Raw genomic sequence first — 24,623 nt, forward strand, 5'->3', positions numbered from 1 at the left:
GACGCTAGGCGATGTAGATTTCACCAACACTGGCCGGAGTGTTTCGGCGGGATTACGTCTTCCGAGCCACTCGGACGGAGGTCACAGACGGATGCCGCCGCCGTCCCACCGCGCGACGACGGCGTCGACCGCGTCCGCGCACACGGCGTCGGGGGCGTCCGTGCGCCGCGAAGACCCGGGGACGACCGCGTCGGGATGGATCGGTCCTCGTCCCTGTCGGAGGGGCTCTCCGGATCCGCCGGATCGCACGAGGACGATCTCGGCGAGGATCGACAGGGCGGTCTCCTCCGGGGTGCGGCCGCCGAGCGCGAGACCGATCGGCGAGCGCAGGCGCGCGAGCGCGGCTACCGTCACTCCGGCGGCGCGGAGCCGGGCCAGGCGGTCGTCGTGGGTGCGGCGGCTGCCCATCGCGCCGACGTAGACCGCGGGGGAGGCGAGAGCGGCGGCGATCGCCTCGACGTCGAAGCGGTCGTCGTGGGTCAGGACGCACACCGCCGTCCGCGCATCGATCGGGGTCGCGGCGAGGTACCGGCCCGGTCGGTCGTGGACGACCGTGGCATCGGGGAAGCGATCGGGGCGCGCGAACACCTCCCGCGGGTCGCAGACGGTCACCTCGTAGCCGGATGCCGCGCCCAGGCGCGACAGGGCGACGGAGAACTCCACCGCACCGACGACGATGAGCCGCGGCGCGTGCGGGAACGGCACCGCGAGCACCTCGACCGTGGAATGGTCGTCGTCGGCGCCGTCCGGGTCCCCCGCGTACCGCAGGGCGACGGGCGCCGCCGCCCTCATCGCGCGCCGGAGGTCGGCCTCGGCTGCCGCGAGAGCGGACACGTCGCCGACGGCACCGGCATCCCGCACCGCGAGCAGCGCGCCGCCGCCGGCCGCGGCATCCGTCACGATCCCGAGGGCGACCGCCGCGCGACGATCGACGGCGTCGACGACCGCGCGGAGCGCCTCGGCGGCGCGGGTACCGGGGAGGACGGGCACCACGAGCACGTCGATCACGCCCCCGCAGGTGAGCGCCGCGGCGAACGCGCGCTCGTCCGAGATCCCGTAGCGCGAACGGGTGCTCTCACCCGACGCGAGCGCCTGCAGGCAGAGTTCGTAGACGGCGCCGTCGACGCAGCCCGCCGAGACGTTGCCGAAGACCTCGCCCGCGGCGTCGACGAGCATCGCCGTGCCGATCTCGCGCGGGGCGCTGGCGTAGGCGTCCACGAGCACCGCGAGCGCGAACGGCTCGCCCCGGTCCAGCCGGGTGCGGGCGGGCTCGAGGACGTCGCGCATCAGCGGGGGTGGCCGAACCGGGCCGCCTGCGGGGGAAGGTCGGCATGCAGGCGCGCGCTCGCCTCGGCGGCGAGGGGGTTCGTGCTGACCCCGTCCTCGCTCACGAGCACTCCGCCGACGTACACCTTCTTGAGGTTACGCAGGCTCATCGACAGGACGTAGGAGCGGACGGGGTGCCAGAGCGGCCCGACATCCGGCATCCGCGGGTCGACGACGACGAAGTCGGCGAACTTCCCGACCTCGAGGCTGCCGACCCGGTCGGCGACGCCGAGGATCTCGGCACTGCCGAGGGTGTGCAGGCGCAGCACCGTCTCGGGGGTCATCGACAGCGGCTCCTTCGTGCGGGCGCGCTGGAGGAAGATGCCCGCGCGCATGTTGCCCCACGGGTCGGAGATGTCGGTGCATGCCTGATCGTCCAGGCCCATGCCGACACGGATGCCGAGCTCGAGCATCTCGGGCACGAGCGCGACCCCGGAGGCGAGGCGGCCGTTGGACGCCGGCTGCCACGACATCGACGCTCCGCCGGCAGCGGTGGCCTCGATGATCTCGGGGGTGGTCTGGATGAAGTGCCCGAACATCATGTCCGGCCCGAGCGCCCCGGCATCCCGGTAGAGGGCGAACTTCGCCTGCTGCAGCGGCACCGCCTCGGGCGACTCGAGGAAGTGCGCCTGGTTGGTGACGCCGAACCGGCGCATCGCCTCGACCTCGAACTCCGCCGCCTCCGGCCGCGGCGACCACTGCACCTGCCCCATGATCGAGGCGCCGAGCGCGAGCGCGGGGTCCATCGACCGGGTGTGGGCGACCTCCGCGGCGAAGCGGTCGAAGATCTCGTCGTCGGTGCCGGCGGTGACGTCCATGCCGATCGCGTCGACGAAGCGGAGGCCCGCGTCGCGGCATCCGTCGGCTTGGCGCGTGTGGTACTCCACGTCGCGGAGCGGGGCGTTGCCGACCCGCGTGCCGTCGACCATCGACTCCCACGCCTGCAGCGGGTCGGTGAAGTTGTACGCGGTGGTCACGCCGTTGCCGAGGAAGTCGAGGGCGCCGTGCAGCGTCGACCAGTAGATGTCCTCCGCCGACATGTGCGAGGTGAACCCGAGCATCGAGTCGCACCAGCCGTAGAGGGTCTCGCTGACGCCGAGTCCCCGGAGGCCCGAGGTGAACAGGTGCGAGTGGCTCGAGACGAAGCCGGGGGCGACGAACGCGCCGGCGACGTCGAGGGTCTCGTCCGCGCTGGTGCCCGCGGGTGGCGAGCCGGCGCCGAGAGCGGCGATGCGACCGTCCTCGACGAGCATCCACCCCTCGTCGATGTGGCCGAGGTCGGGGGCGCCGTCGGCGACGGTGAGGAGGCGGGCGCGGGTGACGAGAAGGGACGACATGACGAACTCCGGATCGTGCGGCGGGGCGTTCACGCTACCCGCGGGTTGTTTCGAGCCTGCTACGGCTGGGCGTGGGCGGGGTCGTGGGCGAGCTGCAGGACCGCTTCGGCGAGGGCGCGGATGCCGCGGGCGACGTCGCCTCCCGACACGGCCTCGTCGGGGTGATGGCTGATGCCGTCGGGGTTGCGCAGGAACAGCATCCCCACTCCGGTGAGTTCACCGATCGCCATCGCATCGTGGCCGGCGCGGGAGAACAGCGTGGCGGGTTCGGCCCGATCGCCGCGGGGGGTGTCGTCGCCGTGGTCGCCCTCGCGGGTGGCGAGGATGCCGGCGCGCACCACGTCCTGCAGGAGCGGACGGCAGAAGACCGCGGGGGCGCGGTGGATCTCGCGCGCGCGCCAGCGGAGCCCCCGGCGCCCCATCGACTCATCCAGGTCGCGGGCCAGGGCGTTCCAGACGCGATCGCGGGCGTCGTCGAACTCACCGCGGAGGTCGAGGCTCATGTGCACTTCGCCGGGGACGATGTTGACCGCGCCGGGGAAGGTCTCGAGCTGGCCGACGGTGCCGATGATGTGATGCTCCGCCCGGCATATGCGTTCGACGGCGAGCGCCGCCTCGCTCGCCCCGAGGAGCGCGTCGCGGCGCCGGTCGTACGGGGTGCCGCCCGCATGGCGGGCCTCTCCCTCGATGACGAGCTGGAAACGACGGGCGCTGGCGATCGACGAGACGACCGCGAGCGACTCTCCGCGCTCGTCGAGCTCGGGTCCCTGCTCGATATGCGCCTCGAGGTATCCGACGAGCTCCTCGGGTCGCCGGGCGGCCTCGCCGACCCGGCCGGGGTCGAGGCCGAACTCGAGGAAAGCCTCCCGCAGCGTCGTGCCGTCATCGTCCGTCAGGGTCCACCACGACTCGTCCCACGTGCCGGCGACCGCGGAGGAGCCGAGCAGGGCCTTGCCGAACCGGGTGCCCTCCTCGTCCGAGAACGCCAGGACCTCCAGCGCGAACGGGAGGTCGACCCGACGCGCATCGGCGTCCGGAACCCGCAGCAGTCGCACGACTTCGAGCGCCATGAGCACCCCGACGATGCCGTCGAAGCGCCCCGCGTCCGGGACCGTGTCCAGGTGCGACCCGAGCATGAGCGCGGGCGTCTCGGCGCCGCGCGCACCGTCGATGCGGCCGTACTGGTTGCCCGCGGCATCCTGTCGCGCGGTCATGCCGACCTCGCGCATCCACTCCGCGGCGAGGCGGTTGACCCGCGCGTGCTCGGGCGAGAGGTACACCCGCTCGATCGCGCCGGGGGTCGCCGTCACGCGCGCGAGCTCATCGCACCGGGCCATGACCCGGCGCGCGGCGGCGGCGATCCGATCGCGGTCGACGGAGAGGAGGGATGCCGTCACGTCATACGCCTCGATAGATGTCGGAGGCGGCATCCACCCCGCCGCCGGGCGCGAAGTCGGTGTGGCCGAAGCGGCGGAGCACCGCCTCGAGGGCTGCGAGGGTGACCATCACGGCGTCTTCGCGGGCGTTGTAGCCCATCGTCCCGATGCGCCACACCTTGCCGTGGAGCGGACCGAACGACGTGCCGATCTCGATGCCGAAGTCCTCGAGCATCGCCGCGCGCGCGGCATCGCCCGGAACGCCCTCGGGGATGTACACGGCGACGATGTTGGTCATCTTGTGCGAGAGATCGCCGAACGTCGTGAGCCCCAGCGCGCGGACGCCGGCGAGCATCGCCTCGCCCGCGCGGACGTGGCGGGCGATCACGGCCTCGCGCCCCTCGACCAGGACGAGGCGCGCGCACTCGCGGGCGGCGTAGAGCATCGACGCCGCCTCGGTGTGGTGGTTGAGGCGCCGCGGGCCCCAGTAGTCGAGGATCATGCCGAGGTCGAAGTAGTTGGACCGGACGAAGTCGGCCGCCTCCGGGTCGCCCTCCTCGCGGATGCCGGCCTCGACGCGCTTGCGCGCCGTGACGACCTCGACGGCGCGCGGGCTGAGGGTGAGGGGAGCCGCCCCCGAGGGGCCGCCCAGACACTTCTGGAGGCCTGCGGTGGCGGCGTCCAGCCCCCACGCGTCCGCCTCGAACGGGTTGCCGGCGAGCGACGCGGTCGCGTCGGAGTAGAACAAGGCGCCGTAGCGACGGCAGACCTCGCCGATCTCGTCGAGCGGCTGGAGCATCGTGGTCGAGGTGTCGCCCTGGACCATCGCGACCAGCGTCGGGCGCACGCGTGCGACGGCCTCCTCGACGACCGAGACCGGGAACACCTGCCCCCACTCGGCGTGGATCGTGTGCACCTCGGCCATCGCGCGCTCGGCGATCTCGGCGAGCAGGTGCCCGAATCGGCCGAACACGGGCACGAGCACCCGGTCGCCGGGCCGGATCAGCGAGACCATCGCCGCCTCGATCCCGGCGCGCGAGGTGCCGTCGACGATGACCGTGGCCTCGTTCTCGGTACCCCACACCTGCCGGTACAGCGCCTGCGTCTCGTTCATCGTCGTCGTCATGAACGGGTCGTACTGCCCGGTGAGCGGTGCCGACAGCGCGCGCAGGACGCTCGGGTACGCGTCGATGGGTCCCGGCCCCATGAGGAGGCGCCGGGGCGGAGCGATCTCGCCGGGAAGGGCGGCGGCGGGCGTGGCGTCGGTCACGGGGACTCCTGCGGGGATCGGGGTGCCGCCGTCGCGCCGAGCGGTGCGAGGCGGCGGGCGAGACGGACGAGGGCGATGTCGGTGTTCTCCCGCGAGACGACCGAGATGCCGACGGGGGCCACGCCCGTCGCCGACGGCACGCGCATCAGCGGCGCCGACAGCGCGGGGAGACCGCCGACGGCGGCGGGAGTGGTGAGGCGGAGGGTCGCCGCGCGCACCGCGTCGAGATGGGCGGCGTCGTGGGTGCGCAGCGGCGCAGGGCCCGGCACGGTCGGCAGGAGCAGGGTGGTCTCGGCGACGGCATCCGCCAGGCGCGCGCGGAGGTCCGCGACGCGTCGGCGGGCGTAGCGCTCGTCATCGGCGGTGAGGACGGATGCCGCGCGGAAGCGCTCCGCGACCGCCGCGCCGACGGCACCCGGGTGCTCGCGGAGCCACTCGCCGTTGTTCCGCCATGCCTCGGCGCCCTGCACCGTCCGGAACGGAACGAGGTACTCGTCGAGATCGCCGAGCGAGACCTCCCCGACCTCCGCTCCGGCATCCCGCAGCCGCTGGACGAAGTCCGCGAAGGCGGCGCGGGTGTCGGCCTCGACCGCGGCGAGGGCCTCGGTCGGCACCGCGAACCGCCACGGGAGGTCGACGCCCGAGGGACCGTAGACGCTCTCGGTCGAGTCGGATCCGTCGTAGCTCAGGCACCAGTCGGCCACCCGTTCGAGGGTCGCGCCGTCACGCGTGAGCCAGCCGACGGTGTCGAAGCTCTGCGCGAGGGGCAGGAGGCCCTGACGCGGAACGAGTCCGTGGGTGGTGCGCAGTCCCCAGAGCCCCTGGTACGACGCGGGCACGCGGATCGAGCCCGCGGTGTCGGTGGCGAGACCGATGTCGGCCTGGCCGGTCGCCACAGCGGTGGCCGGTCCGCTCGACGACCCGCCCGGCAGTGTGCCGGGCACCGCGCCGTTGGGCGGCGTGCCGTAATGGACGTTGTCGCCCGCGATCGAATACGCGAACTCGTCGGTGCGCGCGATGCCGCGCAGCGACGCCCCCGCCCGCAAGAGGTCGCTCACTGCCGGCGCGGTGGTCGTCTCGGGGCGCGCACTGTCGAGGAAGGCGGGGTTGCCGGCGCCGATGCGATATCCCTTGATCGCGAAGAGGTCCTTCACCGCGACGGTCAGCCCCTGAAGCGGCCCATCCCACGCGCCCTGGAACAGCGGGTCGCCCACCGTCCGCCACACCGAACGGTCGAGGGCCGCCGCGCGGGGCGTGACGTGGGCGGCGCCGATCTTCCACGCGCCGTCCTGCTTCTGCCACAGCTGAGTCTGCAGCCCCGTCCCCCCGCCGGCGTAGCGCGAGACGGAGACGAGGAGCGCGGCATCCGTCGACAGGGGGCGGTACTCGATGCGCTCGATCACCCGCGCGGGCACGCCGCCGCGCGTACCGCGGAAGGCCGAGATCGCGTCGTGGCCGACGAGGAGACCTGCCGCATCGCCGCGGAGGGCGTCGGGGCCGTCGATGAACGCCGCGTCGAGGGCATCGAGGTCGTTCGCCATGATCGCGCGCTCGTACGCGTGGAAGGCCTCCGCCAGGTCGGCGGGGACCCCGGGCGGAACCTGGGGGGTGGTCTCACTGTCCGGCACAGGGGACCCCCTCGAAGTCGGCCTCGCGGATGCGGGCGTGTACACCGCAGACGATGTCGACGACCTGCGAGATGTCGAAGTCCGTCGCGGCACTGAGGTACGCGTAGGCGAGGTGCTCCTCGACGCCCCAGCGCCCCTCGATGAGGTTCAGCGCCGAGCGGACGCACGCACGCATCGCCTCGTTCAGGTCGGGATCCAGGCCCGTGGGCACGAGGTACTCGGGGGTGCGGACGAGGGGGCCCGTGACCTCGCCGAACTCGGCGAGCGCCTCCGCGCGGGGGATCACGTCGAAGCGGAGCGTCGCGCGCAGCGACGCCTCCAGCGCCGTCAGCGCGACCTCTCCGTCGCCCTGCGCGAAGTGCGGATCGCCGACGTAGGCGAGGGCGCCGGCGACCTGCACCGGAAGGTACAGCGCCGTCCCCTCGACCAGCAGGTTGATGTCGATGTTGCCGCCGTGCGACCCGGGCGGCACCGAGTGCGGCCGCTCGTCTCCCGCCACAGCCACCCCCATCGTCCCGAGGAAGGGCGCGAGCGGGAACGCGATGACGCGCTCGCCGCCGTCGACGATGGGCAGGAGGCCGACGAGGCCGCCGCCCCGCTCCTCGACCGGGGTGAAGACGCTGACGTGGAAATCCCCGCGCGGCAGCTGGCCGACGAGGGCGCCCTTGCCGTGCCGGTTGGAGATGACGCCATAGGGCACGCGCGGGGCGAGGGCCTCCACCGTGATGCGCAGCAGGTCGCCGGGCTCGGCGCCCTCGACGAAGATCGGGCCGGTCACCACGTGCGGACCGTCGCACTCGGGGTCGCGCGCGCACTCCGCGGCGATCGTCACGGCATCCTCCAGCACGGATGCCGCGTCCACCCCCTGCCCGGTGAAGTAGGTCATCGGGTCCTTGCCGTGGTCCTCGAGGATGCCCTCGTGGCTGACGGTGTCGACCGTGACCGTCGCACCGTCCGCGATGCGGAGGACCGGGGCATCCGCCGCGCACGGGAGCCGCCCCCACAGGATCGTCTCCGGCGTCGCGCGCAGATAGTGCTCGCCGGGGATGGCGCCGGTCCCGGGCTGCAGGACGGGGAAGGGGGGAACGTTCATCGGTCTCCTCCGCCGGCGGGCAGTGCTGTCACGGCCGTCGGCTCCGCCAGGATCTCACGTCCCACCCGGGCGAGGATCCCTTCGCCCGCGCGCCAGACCGGCACGCCGTGCACAAGGGTCTCGTCGACGAGCCCGGAGAGGCGCTGCCCGTGCCACGGCGAGAGCTTGTTGCGGTACTCCAGGCGTTCGGCATCCACCGTCCACTCGGCGTCGGGGCGGAAGACGACGAGGTGCGCCGGGGCGCCGGGGCGGATCGCGCCGAGTCCGTCGGCCCCGGCGATGCGCGCGGGCCCGGTGGTCATGAGCGGCAGGAGATCCTCGAGACGGATGCTGCGGGCCCGCGCCGCCGTCCACACCGCCGAGAGCCCCGTCTGCAGGCCCGCGATGCCGCCCCACGCGAGACCGAAGTCGCCGCCGCCCTGCTCCTTGAGCGCGCGGGTGGAGGGCGAGTGGTCGCTCACGACCGCGTCGATCGTGCCGTCGAGAAGGCCCGCCCAGAGGAGGTCCTGGTTCGCCGCGTCGCGGATCGGCGGGCAGCACTTGAACGCGCCCGCGCCGTCGGGGACGTCCTCGGCGCGGAGGGTGAGGTAGTGCGGACAGGTCTCGACCGTCAGGCGCACGCCCTCGGCTTTCGCGGCGCGGACCACGTCGAGCGCCGTGCCGTCGGAGACGTGCACGATGTGCGCGCGGGCGCCGGTGCGGCGGGCGGCGTCGATGACCGCGGTGATGGCGGCCTCCTCGCTCGCGGGCGGGCGGGAGGCGAGGAAGTCGGCGTAGTGCGGGCCGAGCGGGCCGTCGGCGTGGAGGTGCGCCGGGTCTTCGGCGTGGACGATCAGCAGCCCGTCGAACGTCGCGAGCTCGGTGAGGGCGGCCTCCAGCTGCGCGGTGTCGAGGTGCCCGAACTCGTCGATGCCCGAGGGCGACAGGAAGCACTTCACCCCCACGACACCGGCCTCGGCGAGCTCGACGAGCGTGCCGAGGTTCTCCGGCACCGCGCCGCCCCAGTAGCCGACGTCGACGGCGAGCTTGCCCTGCGCGGCGTCGCGCTTGTCGGCGAGCGCCTCGACGGTCGTGGTGACCGGGACGCTGTTCAGCGGCATGTCGAAAAGGGTCGTCACGCCGCCCGCGGCGGCCGCGGCGGTGCCGGTGAGGAATCCCTCCCACTCCGTCCGGCCCGGTTCGTCCAGGTGCACGTGCGAGTCGACGAGGCCGGGGATCAGCACCGCGTCGTCCGGGACGACCTGCGCGGCATCCGCGTCGAACGGACGGATGCCGGCCACGACGTCGCCGTCGACGTCGACCGTCGCGGGCGCGAACGCTCCGTCGAGGAAGACGCGGCGGGCGGCGATGGACGACACGGGGAGCGGGGTCATGCCGCCCACGCTAGGCGTCGCGGATTTCCCGCGTGTTACCCACACCAACATTCTGTTCACTTGTCTCCTGTTGCGGGTGCGGCGCCGCGTCACCCACAAGAGGCGACAAGTGAGCGGATAGGAGCGGGGGCGTGGGGGAACGCGTACTCGTCGCGCTTGCTCGTGCCGACGCCCATCCGCACCATGCCGGCCGCCAGTCCCACCGCCGCCGCGACGCCGTCGACGACGGGCACCCCGAGCCGCGCCGAGAGCGTCCGACAGAGATCGGTCATGCCCGCGCACCCCAGCACCACGACGTCGGCACCGGCGGTCACGGCGTCCGCGGCCAGACCCGCGATGGTGGACGTCGCGTTCGAGGTGGTCTCCTCCAGATCCAGAACACGGATGCCGGAACCGGCGAGCGACACGCACGCGCGCTCCATCCCGTACCGGTGGATGAGATCCGCCGCGCGACCGAGGGTGCGGCTGAGGGTCGTCACCACCCCGAAGGAGCGCCCGGACACCGCCGCGACATGCATCGCTGCCTCGGCGATCCCGACCACGGGAACCGAGACCAGCTCGCGGGCGGCGTCGAGTCCGGGGTCGCCGAAGCACGCGACGATGTAGGCGTCGCTGCCGCCGAGGAGGAGATCCGCCTCGATCAGGGCGACCACCGCCGCAGCCGCGCGCACCTCGTCGAGGTGACTCTCGATGGCAGCGGGTCCGACGTCGGGGCAGACCGCGCGCACCTCGACGTCGGGGCCCGCGACCTCCCGGGCGGTGGCGGCGATCTTCTCGGTCATCGCCCGGGAGGTGTTGGGGTTGAGCAGGGTGATCTTCACGCCCGCGGCTCCGTGACGATCGGCACTTCGGTCGAGATCGCGGGCGGCTCGGCGTCCGTCGTCGCAGCGGCACCGTCGCGCACGCCGTCCGAGATGCCCTCGGTCTCGCCGGCGAAGGAGGGGACGCGGGGGTCGAGCCGCTCGAACAGGACGAACAGGCCGAAGCCGAGACCGCACCCGATGAACCAGGTGAAGTTGCCGATCCAGGAGAGGTCGAATCCGCCCATGTCGGCGATCATCTTCGGGAAGACCGCCAGCGCGATGGTCGGGATCCCGGCCCACAGCAGCGCCTTGATGCCGTTGGGGTTGTAGCCCTTGCGGTACCAGTAGGCGCCGGTCTCGGACATCGAGAACATCTCGTCGGTCTTGATGCGCTGGTGCGCGGCGATGTAGTAGCCGGCGATCAGGATGCCGAACAGCGGGCCGATGAGCGCGGCGAGCACACCGAGCGAGTAGTGGATGGCGGTGGCGTTGGAGTACCAGTTCCACGGCAGGAGGAACACCGATCCGACGGCGGCGATCATGCCGCCCATCCGCCACGAGATCTTGTTCGGAGCGACGTTGGAGAAGTCGAACGCGGGCGCGATGAAGTTGGCCACGATGTTGATGCCGACCGTCGCGGTGACGAAGGTGAGACCGCCGAGGAGGATCGCGAACGGGGTGTCGATGCGCTCGACCGTGTGGATCGGGTCGGTGATGAGCTCGCCGAAGACCGGAACCGTCGCCGAGGCGGTGATGACGGTCAGCAGAGAGAAGAAGAGGAAGTTCACCGGCAGACCCCAGAAGTTGCCCTTCTTCACGGCGGCGAAGCTGCGACCGTATCGGGCGAAGTCGCCGAAGTTCAGCATCGGGCCCGAGAAGTACGACACCACGATGCCGATCGCCATGAACATGAGGCCGATGCCGCCCCAGAAGCCGACATCCGGGGTGTTCGGATCGGAGAGGTCGAAGGAGATGTTCTCCCACCCGGCCTGCGAGACGAGGTAGACGGCGAGGATGATCATCACGACGTACACCGCGGGGCCTGCCCAGTCGATGAAGCGGCGGATCACCTCCATTCCGTTCCAGAACAGCGCGACCTGCGCCACCCAGAGGATGCCGTACGAGATCCAGCCGAGCGCCGAGAGCCCCAGGAAGCTGTAGTCCAGCAGCGCGGCGCTTCCGGGGATGAACTTCAGGAAAATGATGTTCAGGGACTGTGCCGCGAGGAAGGTCTGCACCCCGTACCAGGCGATCGCGATGATGCCGCGGATGATGGCCGGCACGTTCGCGCCCTTGATGCCGAAGATCGCGCGGTTGACGACGGGATAGGGAACGCCGGTCTTCTGACTGGGCTTGGCCACGAGATTGGTGAAGACCTGCACGATGACGATGCCCACGACGAGCGCAACGAGCACCTGCCAGGCGGCGATGCCGAGGGCGAACAGCGAGCCGGCGGTGACGTAACCGCCGACGGAGTGCACGTCCGACATCCAGAAAGCGAAGATGTTGTACCAGGACCACTTCTGCTTCTTCAGCGGCGCGAGGTCCTCGTTGGCGAGGCGGACGTCGTACTCGGGCTTCATGTTGCCCGATCCCACCGGGTGCCCGGCGGCCTCGACGAGGTCCTGGGGCGCGGTGTGGGTCGTGATGCGGGGTCCGCCCGGAGGCGGGGCGATCTCGGTCATGGGAAACCTTCCAGGTGAGGAGCGGATGCCCGGAGCGGGCGGGGACCTGCGACGTGGAGTCCGCGGCCTGGTGGTGCTGATGTGAAGTTATTGCTTCACAACCGGCGAATGGTTTCCCGCGTGTAACAGCTGTGTGAAGTCGGAGCTTCATTCACTCGCTTCCGTGGATAGGATGCGGGCATGCCGGACGCCGTGGTGACACCCCGCGACGCCGACGTCGGCGCCCGCATCCGTGAGCTTCGGGAGCAGCAGGGGATGCCGGCCCGAGCGCTCGCGACGGCGCTCGGCATCTCCCCGAGCGCCGTCTCGCAGATCGAGCGGGGGAAGCTCCAGCCGAGCGTGTCCCGCCTGATCGCGATCACCGACGCGCTGGGCGTCCCCCTCGCCTCGGTCTTCGACGCGCAGGCGGACGTCGTCGCCGAGGTCGAATCCACGATCGGCGGATTCGCCCTGCAGCGGGCGGAGCACGCCTCGAGCGTGCGCCTCGAGAGCGGCGTGCTCTTCCGGCGCCTGTCGCCCGGCCGCACCCCCGGGGTCGACTACTTCGAGTCGGTCTACCCGCCGGGCGCCAGCGCCCACGCGGAGAAGGATCTGTTCCGCCACGACGGCTACGAGGTCGGCACGATGATCTCGGGCGAACTGACGATCGACTTCGACGACGAGCGTGTCGTCCTGCGCGCCGGCGACGCGATCAGCTTCCCCTGCTCGCGTCCGCATCGCATCCACAACACCGGCGCCGTCGACGCGGTCGCCCAGTGGCTCATCGTCCACGCGGACCGGTGACGCGCGCCGACTTCGTAATGCGATCGAAACGCGACGGGGCCTAACGTCGGGGCATGCTCCTGCACGACTTCAACGCGACGGATGCCGAGACCGCGGCATCCGTCGTCTCGGTGTGGGCGGCGATCCCCCGCTGGGTGGACGACGTCGTCGCCGGGCGCCCCTACCCGTCGGTGGATGCCCTCGCCGACCGCGCGGAGGCCCTCGCCGCGACGTGGACCCGGGACGACCTCGACCGCGCCCTCGCGCACCACCCCCGGATCGGGGAACGCGCCACCGGCGAGGGGGCGGAGGCGACGGCATCCGCCCGCGAGCAGTCGAGCATGCGCACCGCGGAGAGCGACGTGGCCGCCGCGATCGCCTCCGGGAACGCCGCGTACGAGCAGCGCTTCGGGCGCGTGTTCCTCATCCGCGCCGCCGGCCGCTCCCCGGAGGAGATGCGCGCCGAGCTCGAGCGCCGCCTCGCGGGCGACGACGACGCCGAAGCGCACGAGGCGCTCGGCCAGCTCGGCGAGATCGCGATCCTTCGCCTGCGGGGCATGATCGAGCCATGAGCCACCTCACCACCCACGTCCTCGACGCCGCGACCGGTCGCCCCGCCGTCGGTGTCGGCATCACCCTCGCCCGCGTCGCCGAGTCCGACGACGGCAGCGGCGCCGTCACCGCGATCGCCGAGGGCGTCACGGATGCCGACGGGCGCCTCGCGCTCGGCCCCGACCGGCTCGAGGACGGCGTGCACACCCTGACCTTCGCCACGGGCGCCTACTTCGCCGCCCGCGAGGTCGAGACGTTCTACCCCGCGGCGATCGTCACCTTCACCGTCGCGGGCGACGGGCACCTCCACGTGCCGCTGCTGCTGAGCCCGTTCGCCTATTCCACCTACCGAGGGAGCTGAGATGACCGATGTGACCGTGAGCCTCGGCGCCAACAAGTACGGCAAGGCCGAGAACCGCGTGGTGCGCATCTACCGGGACACGCCCCGCCACGAGATCGTCGACCTGAACGTGACGTCGCAGCTGCGCGGCCAGGCGTTCTCGGACTCGTTCCTCACCGGCGACAACTCCCTGATCGTGGCCACCGACACCCAGAAGAACACCGCGTTCGCGTTCGCGAAGGAGGTCGGCATCCCCTCGCCGGAGGAGTACTTGCTGGCCCTGGGGAACCACTTCGTCACCGAATTCGACTGGGTCGAGGGCGGGCTCTGGCAGGCCGAGCAGTACGAGTGGGAGCGCATCACCGCCGGCGGCCGCCCGCACGACCACTCCTTCGTCCGGCGCGGACAGGCCACGCGCCTCGCCGCGGTCCAGAAGGCCGACGGTGCCACCCACGTCATCGGCGGCATCCGTGACCTGACGGTGCTGAAGTCCAGCGGATCGGCGTTCACCGGGTTTCCGCGTGACCGGTACACGACCCTCGTCGAGACCGACGACCGGATCATGGCGACCTCCGTCACGGGACGCTGGCGCTTCCTCCCCGACGCGGTGGCCGCCGGCATCGACTACAACGCCCTGTACACCGAGGTGGTCGACGTCATGCTCGAGGTCTTCGCGTCGGTGCATTCGCTCGCCCTGCAGCAGACCCTGTTCGCCATGGGGAAGGCGGTCATCGAGGCGCGGCCCGAGATCGCCGAGGTGCGCTTCGCGATGCCGAACAAGCACCACTTCGTCTACGACCTCTCCCCGTTCGGCCTCGACAACCCCAACGAGGTCTTCTACGCGGCCGACCGCCCGTACGGGCTCATCGAGGGGACGATCGCCCGCGACGGCGCCGCGCCCGCCCCCGAGGCGTGGCTCGACATCCCGCAGTTCGTCTGAGCCACGGTCGGGCGCGGGCGCGGGCGCGGGCGCGGGCGCGCCGACGGCGTCAGCGCACCGGCTGCTGCAGATCGACCTCCCACGCGGCCCCCGGCGTGTCCATCGGCGTGGACAGGTAGACCTCGCGCGCCGTCCCCGCGGCGGTGAGCCCTCGGGCCTCGCTCTCGGTCACGAGCTCCTGCCACGCCTGCTGGATGCCGGAGAGATCGGCGCCCCGATACCGCGTCGTCAGGGCGCGAGGCGCGGCGGCGACCGTCACCGCCTCCAACCCGACCGGGGTCGGGGCGTCACCGATCTGCTCCGCGGCGGCGGCGATCATCCCGTCGCCCTCGACCGTGTAGGTCGCCACTCCGGGTCCGACGCGCGTGGCGCCCGCGGCGTCCAGCGCCGCGGCGACGCGCTGGAACATCGGCCCGATCTCGTCCTCGATCTCGGCCATCTCCGTGATCCGGGCCGACAGCTGCACCAGGTGCAGCTCCGGCAGGGCGGTCTCGACGAATTCCGACATGGGGTTCTCCTTCTCGATACTCCGGAGCCTCGCCTCGACCGACCGCAGCCGATCCCGATCCGCGTCGATCTGCGCGCGCAGCGCGTCGCGACGCGCACGCAGCAGCTGCGTCAGCGCTGCGGCATCCAACCCGTCGTCCAGCAGCACACCGACCTGATCGAGGGTGAACCCGAGGTCTTTCAAGGCGACGAGCTGATTGGCGCGTTCGAGCTGGGCCGCGGCGTACCGGCGGTAGCCGCTGTGCGGATCGACCCGCTCCGGACGCAGCAGGCCGAGCTGGTCGTAATGACGCAGCATCCGCACCGATACGCCGGCCAGCCGGGCGAACTCTCCGATACTCAACATGGTGATCCCAGGAGAGAGCCTGACACCGTGTGAGGGTCAAGACCACCCTCGCGCGCGATCTCAGACGGTGAAGACCGCGTGCACGTCGCCGGTGGCGGTGCGGCCGCCGAGCGCGGCGATCTCCAGCAGCACGGCCGACCCCACGACCTCGCCGCCGAGCGAGCGGACGATCTGGTGGCCCGCGACGAGCGTCCCGCCGGTGGCGAGCACGTCGTCCACGAGCAGCACGCGCGCCCCCTCGGGCAGGTCGTCGTGCGCCTCGATCGTCGCGGTGGCGTACTCGAGGGCATAGGAGACGGATGCCGCGGGCCGAGGCAGCTTCCCGGCCTTCCGGATCGGGACGAGACCCACCTCGGCGCGCGTGGCGATGGCGCCGGCCAGGAGGAATCCGCGCGCCTCGATGCCGGCGACCACGTCGAAGCGCCCGGCGAAGGGCGCGATGAGCGCATCGATGACGTCGCCGAGGGCGGCGGCATCCGCGAGGAGCGGCGTGATGTCGCGGAAGACGATGCCCGGCTCGGGGTAGTCGGGGATCGAGCGGATCAGCGATTCGGCGCGTGCGAGAGGGGCGGCATCCACCCGCCCACCGTAGCCCGAGGTGATCCTGGGGAACTCCTCAGGCCGCTCCTCCGCACGATGTAAGCGCTTGCAGTACCCTGGGCGAATGACTTCCCCCCAGTCCGCCGTCCTCACCGAGACCGCCGCCTCGCGCCCCGGGGCCGAGTGGTGGCGCACCGCCGTGATCTACCAGATCTACCCCCGCTCGTTCGCCGACAGCTCCGGCGACGGCATCGGCGACCTCCGCGGCGTCACCGCCCACCTCGCCGACCTCGAAGACCTCGGCATCGACGCGATCTGGCTGAGCCCGTTCCAGCGCTCACCCCAGAAGGACGCCGGCTACGACGTCTCCGACTACTGCGACGTCGACCCGATCTTCGGCACCCTCGACGACTTCGACGTCATGCTCGCCGAGGCCCACGCCCGCGACATCCGGATCATCGTCGACCTCGTCCCCAACCACTCCTCCGACCAGCACGAGTGGTTCCAGCAGGCCCTCGCCGCCGCCCCCGGCAGCCGCGAGCGCGCGCGCTACATGTTCCGCGACGGCCGCGGCGAGAACGGCGAGCTGCCCCCGAACAACTGGGACTCCGTCTTCGGCGGTCCCGCCTGGACGCGTGTCACCGAGGCCGACGGCACGCCCGGCCAGTGGTACCTGCACCTCTTCGACACCTCGCAGCCCGACTTCGACTGGACCAACGAGGAGGTCCGCGAGGAGTTCCGCCGTATCCTGCGCTTCTGGCTCGACCGCGGAGTCGACGGCTTCCGCGTCGACGTCGCGCACGGCCTCATCAAGGCCGACGGACTCCCCGACTACACCCCCTCCCCCGAGGGCGGCTCGATGGGCGGCGATGAGGCGGACGTTCCGTACTGGGGCCAGGACGGCGTGCACGAGGTCTACCGCGACTGGCACGCCCTCCTCGCCGAGTACGACGGCGACCGGGCCCTCTGCGCCGAGGCGTGGCTGCCCACCCCCGAGCGCACCGCCGAGTGGGTCCGCCCCGACGAGATGCACCAGGCGTTCAACTTCGCCTACCTCGAGACCGGCTGGGACGCCGCGGCCCTCCGCGCCGTCGTCGACCGCTCCATCGCGGCCTACTCCGCCGTCGGCGCCCCGAGCACGTGGGTGCTGTCGAACCACGACGTCGTCCGTCACGCCTCGCGCCTCGCGCTCAGTGCCGAGAACCCGCAGGGTCACGGCATCGGACCGGACTCCCCCGGGCAGCCGATCCCCGAGGTGGGCCTCGCCCGCGCCCGTGCGGCGACCACGGTGATGCTGGCGCTCCCGGGCTCGGCGTACCTCTACCAGGGCGAAGAGCTCGGCCTCCCCGAGGTCATCGACATCCCCGGCGACGCGCGTCAGGATCCCACGTGGTTCCGCACGAACGGCGAGCGCTACGGCCGCGACGGCTGCCGCGTGCCGATCCCGTGGACCTCCGACGGCGCCGCCTACGGCTTCAGCCCGTCGGGCGAGAGCTGGCTGCCGCAGCCCGCCGAGTGGGCGACGCTCGCCCGCGACGTGCAGTCCGCGGATGCCGACTCCACCCTGTCGCTCTACCGGACGCTGATCGCCCAGCGCGCCGCCTACGGCCTCGGCGCCAACGACCTCGCGTGGATCGACGTCCCGAGCGCCGCGGACGAGGCGGACGTCCTCGCCTTCCGCACCGGTGACCTCACGGTCATCGCCAACACCGGGAGCACCGCCGTTCCGCTCCCCGTGGGACGCGTGGTCGTGGCCTCCGGTCCGCTCGGCGACGGCACGCTCCCCGGCGACACGGCGGTGTGGCTGGCGCAGGACTGATCGGGGCGCAGCGCCCCGGAAGAAGGTGACGACGTGGTCAGCATCGATGAGGTCGCCCGGCTCGCCGGGGTCTCCACGGCGACGGTCTCGCGCGCGCTGAGCGGGCGCGGGAACGTCTCCCTCCCCACCCGCGGGCGCGTGGAGAATGCGGCGAAGAGCCTCGGCTACGTCGTCTCGGCGTCCGCGTCGAGCCTGGCCTCGGGGCGCACCCGCAACATCGGCGTGCTCGTGCCCTACCTCGACCGGTGGTTCTTCAGCACGGTGCTCGCGGGCATCGCCTCGGCGCTGATGCGTCGAGGCTACGACATCACGCTGTACAGCCTCACCGACGACCGCGCCGAGCGCCGCGACATCTTCGACACCTTCCTCCGCCGTCAGCGCGTCGACGGCGTCATCGCGATCTCGATCGAGCTCGGCGAGGAGGAGACCGAGCACCTGCGCGAACTCGACCTGCCCGTCATCGCCATCGGCGGCCCGAGCTCGCGCCTGCCCACCCTCACCGTCGACGACGTCGCCGTCGCGCGGCTCGCGACCGAGCATCTCCTCGCGCTCGGGCACCGCGAGATCGCGCACATCGGCGCGAACCCGCAGTTCGACATCGACTTCCACATCCCCACGCGGCGACGCCAGGGGTTCGAGCAGGCGCTGGCGGATGCCGGGATCCCCGCCTCGCCGCACCTCTACGAACCGGCCGACTTCACCATCGAGGGCGGCTTCCGCGCCGCCAAGCAGCTCCTCGGACGGCCGGGAAACCGGCCCACGGCGGTCTTCGCCGCGTCCGACGAGATGGCGATCGGTGCGATCCTCGCCGCGCGCGAACTCGGATACCGCGTCCCCGAAGACCTGTCGATCAGCGGCATCGACGGCCACGAGCTGGGCGAGTTCTTCCGCCTGACCACCGTCGACCAGTTCCCCCGCGCGCAGGGGGAACGCGCGGTGGCCGCGCTGCTGGAGGACATCGACGATCCCGCGGCCCCGACCCCTCAGCACGAGCCGGGCGCCCTGCCGTTCGAACTGATCGTCCGCGGATCCACCGCCCGGCCCTCGGAGTCGCGCGGATAGGCTCGAGGTCATGACGATCGACCTCGAAGCGCTCTACACCGACCTGCACCGGCATCCGGAACTGTCCTTCCAGGAGACCCGCACCGCGGGAGTCGTCACCGGACTCCTCGCCCAGCTCGGCATCGAGTACGAAGAGGGGATCGGCCGCACCGGCATCGCCGCGATCATCCGCAACGGCGACGGCCCCGTCGTGTGGCTCCGCGCCGACATGGACGGCCTGCCGGTCGAGGAGCGCACGGGCCTCGCCTACGCCAGCACGGCGCGCGGCGTCGACCCGGCCGGGCTCGACGTCCCGGTGATGCACGCGTGCGGGCACGACATGCACGTCGCGTCCCTCATCGGGGCCCTCGAGCGTCTCGTGGCGACGAAGGACGCGTGGTCCGGGACGATCGTCGCCGTCTTCCAGCCCGCCGAGGAGTACGGCGCGGGCTCGCAGGCGATGATCGCCGACGGCGTCCTCGACCGCTTCCCCCGCCCCGACATCGTGCTCGGGCAGCACGTCACGCCGCTCCCCGCCGGCACGATCGGGGTGCGCAGCGGCACCCAGATGGCCGCCTCCGACGGCCTCACCGTCACCCTCCACGGCCGGGGCGGGCACGGCTCGCGTCCGCACGCCACGATCGACCCCGTCGTCATGGCGGCGGCGACCGTCATGCGTCTGCAGACGATCGTCTCGCGCGAGGTCGACCCGCGCGACGTCGCGGTCGTCACGGTCGGTTCGATCCATGCGGGCCTGAAGAACAACATCATCCCCGCCGAGGCGAAGCTCGAACTGAGCCTGCGCTACCCCGACGACGAGGCGCGCGCGAAGGTCATGCAGAAGGTCGAGCGGATCGTCCGCGCCGAGGCGCAGGCCTCCGGTGCCGAGCAGGAGCCGGTGATCGCGATCGATCACTCCCTGCCGCCGACGATCAACGACGACGAGGCGACCACGCGGCTCTCCCACGCCTTCGACACCGCCTTCGGGGCGGGCACCGTCATCGACCCGGGCATGTTCACCGGCAGCGAGGACGTGTCGTGGTTCGCCCGCGAGGCCGGCGTTCCTCTGGTGTTCTGGTTCTGGGGCGGCGTCGACCCGGCGGCGTTCCGCGCGGCAACCGAGGCGGGCACGATCGAGCGCGACATCCCGACCAACCACTCGCCGTTCTTCGCCCCGGTGCTGCAGCCGACGCTCAGTCGGGGTGTCGAGAACCTCGTCGTGGCGGCGCGGGAGTTCCTGGGCGCGCGGGGCTGACGCCCTCGCCCTGAACCGCACCGTCCTCCCGGGCGTCCTCGAGCCGCATACCGCTCAGGATGCCGGGGAGGCCGCGCCCGCGCGCGGTCGTGAACACCAGCACGATGCTCACGCCGGCGATCAGCAGCGCCCCGAGCTGCCCCCACCCGGGCAGGTAGCCCAGGAGCACCCACCCGCTGACACCCCCCGCCCAGCGGAGCACGCGCGCGAGCGGAGCGGGGAGCGGGCCGCCGCGGTACCGCAGCTGCACGGCCAGGTCGCCGACCGAGCGGCCGGTGACGAGGATCACGACGAGCCACGCGATCGGCGGCACGATGCTGGAGAGCGCATCCGCGATCTGTCCGTCGAGCACCGCCTGCCGGTCGCCGACGACGAACTGCAGCCACAGCTGCGTGGCGGTTCCGACCACGGAGACGGCCAGGGTGATGCCGAGGACGTCGCAGAGCATGGCGATGACGCGACGCCCACGCGTGACCGGTCGCGGCTGATCGGCATCCGGCGCCTGCGGCATCCCGCGATGCCGGCGCGGCACGACCAGCGACAGGATCGAGCCGACGACGGCGCCCGTGGTGTTGGTGAGCATGTCGTCGACGTCGAAGACGCGGTACGCGCAGGGGTAGAGACCCCACACGCCCGTGAGCTGGGTCGTCTCGATGAACGCGGAGAGGCCGAAGCCCACGAGGAGCGCGGTGAGGATGCCGCGACCGCCCAGGACGCGCAGGAAGAACCCGAGCGGCACGAACAGCAGCACGTTGAGCAGCAGCTGCAAGGTCAGGGGGTCGAGCCAGGGGTTGTCCAACCGCCCCACGGCGGTACGGACGTCGTCGACGAGGGCGAGAGGGTCGAGGTTCGTCCCCACGCAGCGGATCGCGTCGGGATCCGGGAGCGGGAGGAGGGTGTACGTCCAGATCGCGAGGAAGTACACCAGCGCCGCGGCCCACAGGAGGGACCGCCCGAGAGACAGTCCGCCGCGGCGCCGGTAGCTGATCGCGACGAAGGGGACGAAGAGCACCACGCCGACGAGGGTGCCGAGCACGATCGCGAGGATGCCGAGGGTGATCTGGTCGTCCATGAGGCCAGCTTTCCAGCTCACCCGGGACGACGCGGGGAAGCGTAGCCTGGGAGGATGACTTCCCCCGCGTCCGTGCTCGATCTCGCCGCCATCCGGGCGGACTTCCCGATCCTCGGCGAGACGCTCAACGGCCAGCCGCTGATCTACCTCGATTCCGGCGCGACCGCGCAGAAGCCGCGCGTGGTGCTGGATGCCGAGATCGACTTCCTCACCCGGAACAACTCCGCCGTCCACCGCGGCGCGCACACCCTCGCCGCCGAGGCCACCGAGCTGTTCGAGGATGCCCGGGCGACCGTCGCCGGCTTCGTCGGTGCCGCATCCGACGACCTCGTCTGGACGAGCGGAGCGACGGCGGCGATCAACCTCGTCGCCTACGCGATCGGCAACGCCACCGCCGGCCGCGGCGCCCCCGCGAGCGCCCGGTTCGCCCTTGCGCCGGGAGACGAGATCGTCGTCACCGAGGCCGAGCACCACGCGAACCTCATCCCCTGGCAGGAGCTCGCCGCGCGCACCGGTGCGGTCATCCGCGCGATCCGCGTGCACGACGACGCCACCCTCGACCTCGGCCACGCGGCATCCGTCATCTCCGAGCGGACGCGGATCGTGGCCTTCACGCACGTCTCGAACGTGTCGGGGATCGTCTCCCCCGTCGGCGAGCTCGTCGCCCTCGCCCGCGAGGTCGGAGCGCTCACCGTGCTCGACGCCTGCCAGTCGGCGCCCCACCTGCCGGTGGACCTCCCCGCCCTCGGCGTCGACCTCGCGGCCTTCTCGGGCCACAAGCTGCTCGGCCCCTATGGGATCGGCGCGCTCTACGGGCGGAGCGAGATCCTCGAGGCCCTCCCGCCCTTCCTCACCGGCGGGTCGATGATCACCGACGTCACGATCGAGTCGGCCGAGTACCTGCCCGCGCCGCTGAAGTTCGAAGCCGGGACCCAGCCGGTCTCGCAGGCGGTGGGGCTCGCCGCGGCGGTCCGCTACCTCGAGGGGCTCGACATGCGCGCCGTCCACGCGCGCGAGCAGGAGCTCGGGAACCGCATGATCGCGGGGCTGCGCGAGATCCCCGGCGTGCGGGTCCTCGGCGACGCCGAGGGCGTCGAACGCGTGGGACTCGCCTCCTTCGACGTCATCGGCGTCCACGCGCACGACGTGGGACAGTTCCTCGACGCGCGCGGCATCGCCGTCCGCGTCGGGCATCACTGCGCCAAACCCCTGCACCGCCGACTCGGACTGACCGCCTCCGTGCGGGCATCCGCGTCGGTCTTCACCACGGACGACGACATCACGGCGCTGCTCGAGGGCGTCGCCGCGGTGCGCGACTACTTCGGAGCGGACGAATGAACGGCCTCGAATCCCTGTACCAGGAGCTCATCCTCGACCACTCCAAGCGCCCGCACGGCAAGGAGCTCGCGGAGGAGACCGGTCGCACCGCGACCTCGATCCAGCGGAACCCCGTCTGCGGCGACGAGATCACCCTCCGCGTCCGAGTGAGCGACGACGGCGAGCGCGTTCTCGACGTGACGTGGGAGGGCGCCGGCTGCTCGATCTCTCAGGCTTCGGCATCCATGCTGTCCGCTCTCGTGGACGAGCTCGGCGAGGAGGCCGACGGCGACGGGATGCCGCGCGCCGATGTCGACGCCCGCATCGAGGGATTCCGCACCGCGCTGCGCTCGCGCGGCACCGTTCCGCTCGACGAGGAGATCTTCGCCGACGCCGCCGCCCTGTCGGGGGTGTCGAAGTTCACCGCGCGTGTGAAGTGCGCGATGCTCGCGTGGGTCGCGCTCGAGGACGCCCTCGAGCGCGCCTGACCTCGCTCAGGCCGCGATCACCTCGCGCTCCAGGCGGGCGTAGGAGGTCTCCATGCCATCGGTCATCCCGGTCGCGAGCACCATGTCGCGCGTCTCGCGGTCGGGGTATTCGATCAGCACGGTGATGAGGGTGGCGCCGTCCTCCTCGTAGAGCGTGAGGTCGTTGAGGGTGGGCGGATAGTCGGTGCCGGTCATGTGCTCGGTCGTCACCGCTCGGCGCGGCGGCTCGGACACCAGCGTCTCGCCGTCGAACCCGAACGCCTCGCCCTCCGCGCCCTCGATCGGCTCCCACTCGTAGCGGTAGCGTCCGCCGGGCGTCGGGTCCATCTCGCACACCGACATCCGCCAGCCGTCGGGCCCCAGCATCCACTTCTTCACCAGCTCGGGCTCCGTGTGCGCCCGCCACACGAGATCGATCGGGCCCTCCACGAGGCGCGTGATGCGGACGTGGGTGTCATCGAGCAGCTCGGTCTGCGTGCCCTTCCCCTGCGCGAAGGCGCGGAGGCCGGCGAGCACCAGGTCGAGCTGGTTGATCGCGAGGCGCGAGCCCTCGACGGCGCCGAACTCGACGACCTGCTCGAGGGCTTCGAGCGAGTCGAAGTAGGTGATGTTGGTGAGCGTCGACCCCGCCTCGGTGGCGGCGAAGTGGAACTCCACGCGCATCGTCGGGGTTCCCTCGAGCACCTCTCCGTCGCCGTTGAGGAACGAATCGAGCACGTCGAAGCGGTGCGGGGCCTCGATGGTGAGGAACTCCCAGCCGCCGCGCGACACCTCGCCCTGCGGGCTCGTCATCTGATACTCGGCGCGGCCGCCGATGCTCAGGTCGAACGCAGTGAAGGTGGCGGGCCACCCCGGAGGACCCCAGAAGCGGTCGAGCTGGCGCGGGTCGGTGAACGCCGCCCACAGGCGTTCGACGGGCGCGGCGAACTCCGCGGTGAGGGTCATGGTGAGGGCGTCGGGGTCGGTGGTGATGTCGGTGACGGGCATGTCACTCTCCTTCGGTCTGTTCTTCGTCGGATGCCGAGGCCAGCAGCGCATCGAGTCGGTCGATGCGCGCGCGCCACAGCGCTTCGTAGCGGTCGAGCAGGGCTCGTGCGCGGGCGATCATCGCCGGATCGGCGCGCACGAGCCGCTCGCGCCCCTCCGCCCGCTTGATGACCAGTCCCGCCGCCTCGAGCACGGCGATGTGCTTCTGCACGGCCGCGAACGACATGTCGTAGTCGCGGGCGAGCACGGAGACGGAGCATTCATCCGCGATCGTGCGCCGCAGGATGTCGCGGCGCGTGGCCGCGGCCAGGGCCTGGAAGACACGGTCGATCTCGGCATCGGTCAGCTCACTTTGTACAACCATTTGGTTGCACGTTACGCCCGGACGGGCGGAGCGTCAAGAGGTGCGTTGTCGGGAACGTCTTCTCGTTGCACTTATCGCCCTTTCGTTGCACTGGTGCGACTTGTCATTGCACTAGATGCAGTGAAAGAGCGGCAGCGATCGCTACGGCAAAGACGTTAGATGTCTGGTCGGCGGAATTGAGGTCGTGGTCACCGCCGCGGTGTCCACGCTGATCATCGCCTGTCCTGCGCTTCGTCTACGAGCTGGCGATGCGTTATCCACACCCCTGCTCATCAACGTTCATACACAGATATCACCAGTCTGACGCGGGTGACGTCCCGGGTGGTGGTGGAGTTTTCGGCGGAGTCGTTGGTGTCGTTGACGCTGGCGAGCCATCGTGCGTGGTCAAGATGAGTACCGATC

At 71.7% G+C, this 24,623-nt stretch carries 23 protein-coding genes; 9 read left to right on the forward strand and 14 right to left on the reverse strand.

From position 1 onward, the window contains the following. Positions 1–81 precede the first annotated feature (81 nt). The 9 genes from AB0O93_RS13500 to AB0O93_RS13540 form a co-directional block, all read right to left on the reverse strand. Complete coding sequence (locus AB0O93_RS13500) at positions 82–1,287, reverse strand: XdhC family protein (RefSeq protein WP_363344177.1); 1,206 nt, start codon at positions 1,285–1,287, stop codon at positions 82–84. Further along, entirely contained in the window at positions 1,287–2,696 is a 1,410-nt protein-coding gene (locus tag AB0O93_RS13505; RefSeq protein ID WP_363344179.1) for an amidohydrolase family protein, read from the reverse strand. Before AB0O93_RS13505 ends, AB0O93_RS13500 begins: the two co-directional genes overlap by 1 nt. A 26-nt stretch (positions 2,697–2,722) precedes the next feature. Next, the gene (locus AB0O93_RS13510) at positions 2,723–4,060 is read right to left on the reverse strand and encodes a Zn-dependent hydrolase (protein ID WP_363344181.1); all 1,338 of its coding nucleotides are present in this window, start codon (positions 4,058–4,060) and stop codon (positions 2,723–2,725) included. A 1-nt stretch (position 4,061) separates the two neighbouring features. Next, positions 4,062–5,246 carry an alanine--glyoxylate aminotransferase family protein gene (locus tag AB0O93_RS13515; RefSeq protein ID WP_363344229.1) on the reverse strand — a complete coding sequence of 395 codons (1,185 nt, stop codon included), beginning with the start codon at positions 5,244–5,246 and terminating at the stop codon, positions 4,062–4,064. Positions 5,247–5,305: 59 nt separating this feature from the next. After that, positions 5,306–6,937: an AtzH-like domain-containing protein gene (locus tag AB0O93_RS13520; protein ID WP_363344183.1), complete on the reverse strand. Its 1,632-nt coding sequence runs from the start codon at positions 6,935–6,937 to the stop codon at positions 5,306–5,308. After that, the gene (locus AB0O93_RS13525; RefSeq protein WP_363344185.1) at positions 6,924–8,030 is read right to left on the reverse strand and encodes an acetamidase/formamidase family protein; all 1,107 of its coding nucleotides are present in this window, start codon (positions 8,028–8,030) and stop codon (positions 6,924–6,926) included. Before AB0O93_RS13525 ends, AB0O93_RS13520 begins: the two co-directional genes overlap by 14 nt. Further along, positions 8,027–9,403: an allantoinase AllB gene (gene allB, locus AB0O93_RS13530; RefSeq protein WP_363344187.1), complete on the reverse strand. Its 1,377-nt coding sequence runs from the start codon at positions 9,401–9,403 to the stop codon at positions 8,027–8,029. The genes AB0O93_RS13525 and allB overlap by 4 nt, the downstream gene beginning before the upstream one ends. A gap of 89 nt (positions 9,404–9,492) precedes the next feature. Further along, the gene (locus AB0O93_RS13535) at positions 9,493–10,224 is read right to left on the reverse strand and encodes an aspartate/glutamate racemase family protein (protein WP_363344189.1); all 732 of its coding nucleotides are present in this window, start codon (positions 10,222–10,224) and stop codon (positions 9,493–9,495) included. Beyond that, the gene (locus AB0O93_RS13540) at positions 10,221–11,891 is read right to left on the reverse strand and encodes an NCS1 family nucleobase:cation symporter-1 (protein WP_363344191.1); all 1,671 of its coding nucleotides are present in this window, start codon (positions 11,889–11,891) and stop codon (positions 10,221–10,223) included. The genes AB0O93_RS13535 and AB0O93_RS13540 overlap by 4 nt, the downstream gene beginning before the upstream one ends. A 180-nt stretch (positions 11,892–12,071) precedes the next feature. Here AB0O93_RS13540 and AB0O93_RS13545 point away from each other — a divergent pair, with 180 nt between their 5' ends. The 4 genes from AB0O93_RS13545 to pucL are packed head-to-tail and all read left to right on the forward strand — an operon-like array spanning position 12,072 to position 14,485. Further along, positions 12,072–12,674, forward strand: coding sequence for a helix-turn-helix domain-containing protein (locus AB0O93_RS13545; RefSeq protein WP_363344193.1), 603 nt, complete (start codon positions 12,072–12,074; stop codon positions 12,672–12,674). A 53-nt stretch (positions 12,675–12,727) separates the two neighbouring features. After that, entirely contained in the window at positions 12,728–13,225 is a 498-nt protein-coding gene (gene uraD / locus AB0O93_RS13550; RefSeq protein WP_363344195.1) for a 2-oxo-4-hydroxy-4-carboxy-5-ureidoimidazoline decarboxylase, read from the forward strand. Next, the gene (uraH, locus tag AB0O93_RS13555) at positions 13,222–13,566 is read left to right on the forward strand and encodes a hydroxyisourate hydrolase (protein ID WP_363344197.1); all 345 of its coding nucleotides are present in this window, start codon (positions 13,222–13,224) and stop codon (positions 13,564–13,566) included. The genes uraD and uraH overlap by 4 nt, the downstream gene beginning before the upstream one ends. 1 nt (position 13,567) lies before the next feature. After that, positions 13,568–14,485: a factor-independent urate hydroxylase gene (pucL, locus tag AB0O93_RS13560; protein ID WP_363344199.1), complete on the forward strand. Its 918-nt coding sequence runs from the start codon at positions 13,568–13,570 to the stop codon at positions 14,483–14,485. Positions 14,486–14,534: 49 nt separating this feature from the next. Here pucL and AB0O93_RS13565 read toward each other — a convergent pair whose 3' ends face one another. Then, positions 14,535–15,338, reverse strand: coding sequence for a MerR family transcriptional regulator (locus AB0O93_RS13565; RefSeq protein WP_363344201.1), 804 nt, complete (start codon positions 15,336–15,338; stop codon positions 14,535–14,537). 60 nt (positions 15,339–15,398) lie between these two features. After that, on the reverse strand, positions 15,399–15,917 hold the full coding sequence (locus tag AB0O93_RS13570) for an adenine phosphoribosyltransferase (RefSeq protein ID WP_363344203.1): 519 nt from the start codon (positions 15,915–15,917) through the stop codon (positions 15,399–15,401). Between the two features lie 85 nt (positions 15,918–16,002). On the opposite strand from AB0O93_RS13570, the gene AB0O93_RS13575 reads away from it, so the two are divergent. Genes AB0O93_RS13575 through AB0O93_RS13585 form a run of 3 tightly spaced genes read left to right on the forward strand, consistent with a single transcriptional unit; the run spans position 16,003 to position 19,993 of the window. After that, positions 16,003–17,697, forward strand: coding sequence for a glycoside hydrolase family 13 protein (locus AB0O93_RS13575; RefSeq protein ID WP_363344205.1), 1,695 nt, complete (start codon positions 16,003–16,005; stop codon positions 17,695–17,697). Positions 17,698–17,730: 33 nt separating this feature from the next. Then, positions 17,731–18,759 carry a LacI family DNA-binding transcriptional regulator gene (locus AB0O93_RS13580; protein WP_363344207.1) on the forward strand — a complete coding sequence of 343 codons (1,029 nt, stop codon included), beginning with the start codon at positions 17,731–17,733 and terminating at the stop codon, positions 18,757–18,759. Between the two features lie 10 nt (positions 18,760–18,769). Further along, positions 18,770–19,993 (forward strand): amidohydrolase, encoded by a 1,224-nt coding sequence (locus AB0O93_RS13585; protein WP_363344209.1) that lies wholly within the window; start codon positions 18,770–18,772, stop codon positions 19,991–19,993. Here the strand turns inward: AB0O93_RS13585 and AB0O93_RS13590 are convergent. Further along, positions 19,932–21,065, reverse strand: a complete 1,134-nt coding sequence (locus tag AB0O93_RS13590) for a VanZ family protein (RefSeq protein WP_363344211.1) — start codon at positions 21,063–21,065, stop codon at positions 19,932–19,934. The genes AB0O93_RS13585 and AB0O93_RS13590 overlap by 62 nt on opposite strands. 54 nt (positions 21,066–21,119) lie before the next feature. Between AB0O93_RS13590 and AB0O93_RS13595 the strand changes: the two genes are divergently transcribed. After that, positions 21,120–22,403: a SufS family cysteine desulfurase gene (locus tag AB0O93_RS13595; protein WP_363344213.1), complete on the forward strand. Its 1,284-nt coding sequence runs from the start codon at positions 21,120–21,122 to the stop codon at positions 22,401–22,403. Beyond that, positions 22,400–22,870: a Fe-S cluster assembly sulfur transfer protein SufU gene (gene sufU, locus AB0O93_RS13600; protein ID WP_363344215.1), complete on the forward strand. Its 471-nt coding sequence runs from the start codon at positions 22,400–22,402 to the stop codon at positions 22,868–22,870. Before AB0O93_RS13595 ends, sufU begins: the two co-directional genes overlap by 4 nt. A gap of 6 nt (positions 22,871–22,876) precedes the next feature. Here the strand turns inward: sufU and AB0O93_RS13605 are convergent, their stop codons facing one another. Continuing rightward, a complete protein-coding gene (locus AB0O93_RS13605) occupies positions 22,877–23,857 on the reverse strand; it encodes an SRPBCC family protein (RefSeq protein ID WP_363344217.1) in 981 nt (326 codons plus the stop codon). Between the two features lies 1 nt (position 23,858). Continuing rightward, the gene (locus AB0O93_RS13610; protein ID WP_363344219.1) at positions 23,859–24,221 is read right to left on the reverse strand and encodes a metalloregulator ArsR/SmtB family transcription factor; all 363 of its coding nucleotides are present in this window, start codon (positions 24,219–24,221) and stop codon (positions 23,859–23,861) included. Positions 24,222–24,623: the final 402 nt, after the last annotated feature.

It is taken from the genome of Microbacterium sp. NPDC077184 (assembly GCF_040687055.1).
In the GTDB taxonomy this organism is placed as follows: Bacteria; Actinomycetota; Actinomycetes; order Actinomycetales; family Microbacteriaceae; genus Microbacterium.

What these genes read in the sequence shown, in the direction of transcription:
- AB0O93_RS13575 (WP_363344205.1), top strand. Translation starts at nt 16,003, where the DNA reads ATGACTTCCCCCCAGTCCGCCGTCCTCACCGAGACCGCCGCCTCGCGC.
- allB (WP_363344187.1), bottom strand. Translation starts at nt 9,403, where the DNA reads ATGACCCCGCTCCCCGTGTCGTCCATCGCCGCCCGCCGCGTCTTCCTC.
- AB0O93_RS13585 (WP_363344209.1), top strand. Translation starts at nt 18,770, where the DNA reads ATGACGATCGACCTCGAAGCGCTCTACACCGACCTGCACCGGCATCCG.
- AB0O93_RS13590 (WP_363344211.1), bottom strand. Translation starts at nt 21,065, where the DNA reads ATGGACGACCAGATCACCCTCGGCATCCTCGCGATCGTGCTCGGCACC.
- sufU (WP_363344215.1), top strand. Translation starts at nt 22,400, where the DNA reads ATGAACGGCCTCGAATCCCTGTACCAGGAGCTCATCCTCGACCACTCC.
- AB0O93_RS13540 (WP_363344191.1), bottom strand. Translation starts at nt 11,891, where the DNA reads ATGACCGAGATCGCCCCGCCTCCGGGCGGACCCCGCATCACGACCCAC.
- AB0O93_RS13610 (WP_363344219.1), bottom strand. Translation starts at nt 24,221, where the DNA reads ATGGTTGTACAAAGTGAGCTGACCGATGCCGAGATCGACCGTGTCTTC.
- AB0O93_RS13565 (WP_363344201.1), bottom strand. Translation starts at nt 15,338, where the DNA reads ATGTTGAGTATCGGAGAGTTCGCCCGGCTGGCCGGCGTATCGGTGCGG.
- AB0O93_RS13595 (WP_363344213.1), top strand. Translation starts at nt 21,120, where the DNA reads ATGACTTCCCCCGCGTCCGTGCTCGATCTCGCCGCCATCCGGGCGGAC.
- uraH (WP_363344197.1), top strand. Translation starts at nt 13,222, where the DNA reads ATGAGCCACCTCACCACCCACGTCCTCGACGCCGCGACCGGTCGCCCC.
- pucL (WP_363344199.1), top strand. Translation starts at nt 13,568, where the DNA reads ATGACCGATGTGACCGTGAGCCTCGGCGCCAACAAGTACGGCAAGGCC.
- AB0O93_RS13525 (WP_363344185.1), bottom strand. Translation starts at nt 8,030, where the DNA reads ATGAACGTTCCCCCCTTCCCCGTCCTGCAGCCCGGGACCGGCGCCATC.
- AB0O93_RS13605 (WP_363344217.1), bottom strand. Translation starts at nt 23,857, where the DNA reads ATGCCCGTCACCGACATCACCACCGACCCCGACGCCCTCACCATGACC.
- uraD (WP_363344195.1), top strand. Translation starts at nt 12,728, where the DNA reads ATGCTCCTGCACGACTTCAACGCGACGGATGCCGAGACCGCGGCATCC.
- AB0O93_RS13500 (WP_363344177.1), bottom strand. Translation starts at nt 1,287, where the DNA reads ATGCGCGACGTCCTCGAGCCCGCCCGCACCCGGCTGGACCGGGGCGAG.
- AB0O93_RS13545 (WP_363344193.1), top strand. Translation starts at nt 12,072, where the DNA reads ATGCCGGACGCCGTGGTGACACCCCGCGACGCCGACGTCGGCGCCCGC.
- AB0O93_RS13515 (WP_363344229.1), bottom strand. Translation starts at nt 5,246, where the DNA reads ATGGGGCCGGGACCCATCGACGCGTACCCGAGCGTCCTGCGCGCGCTG.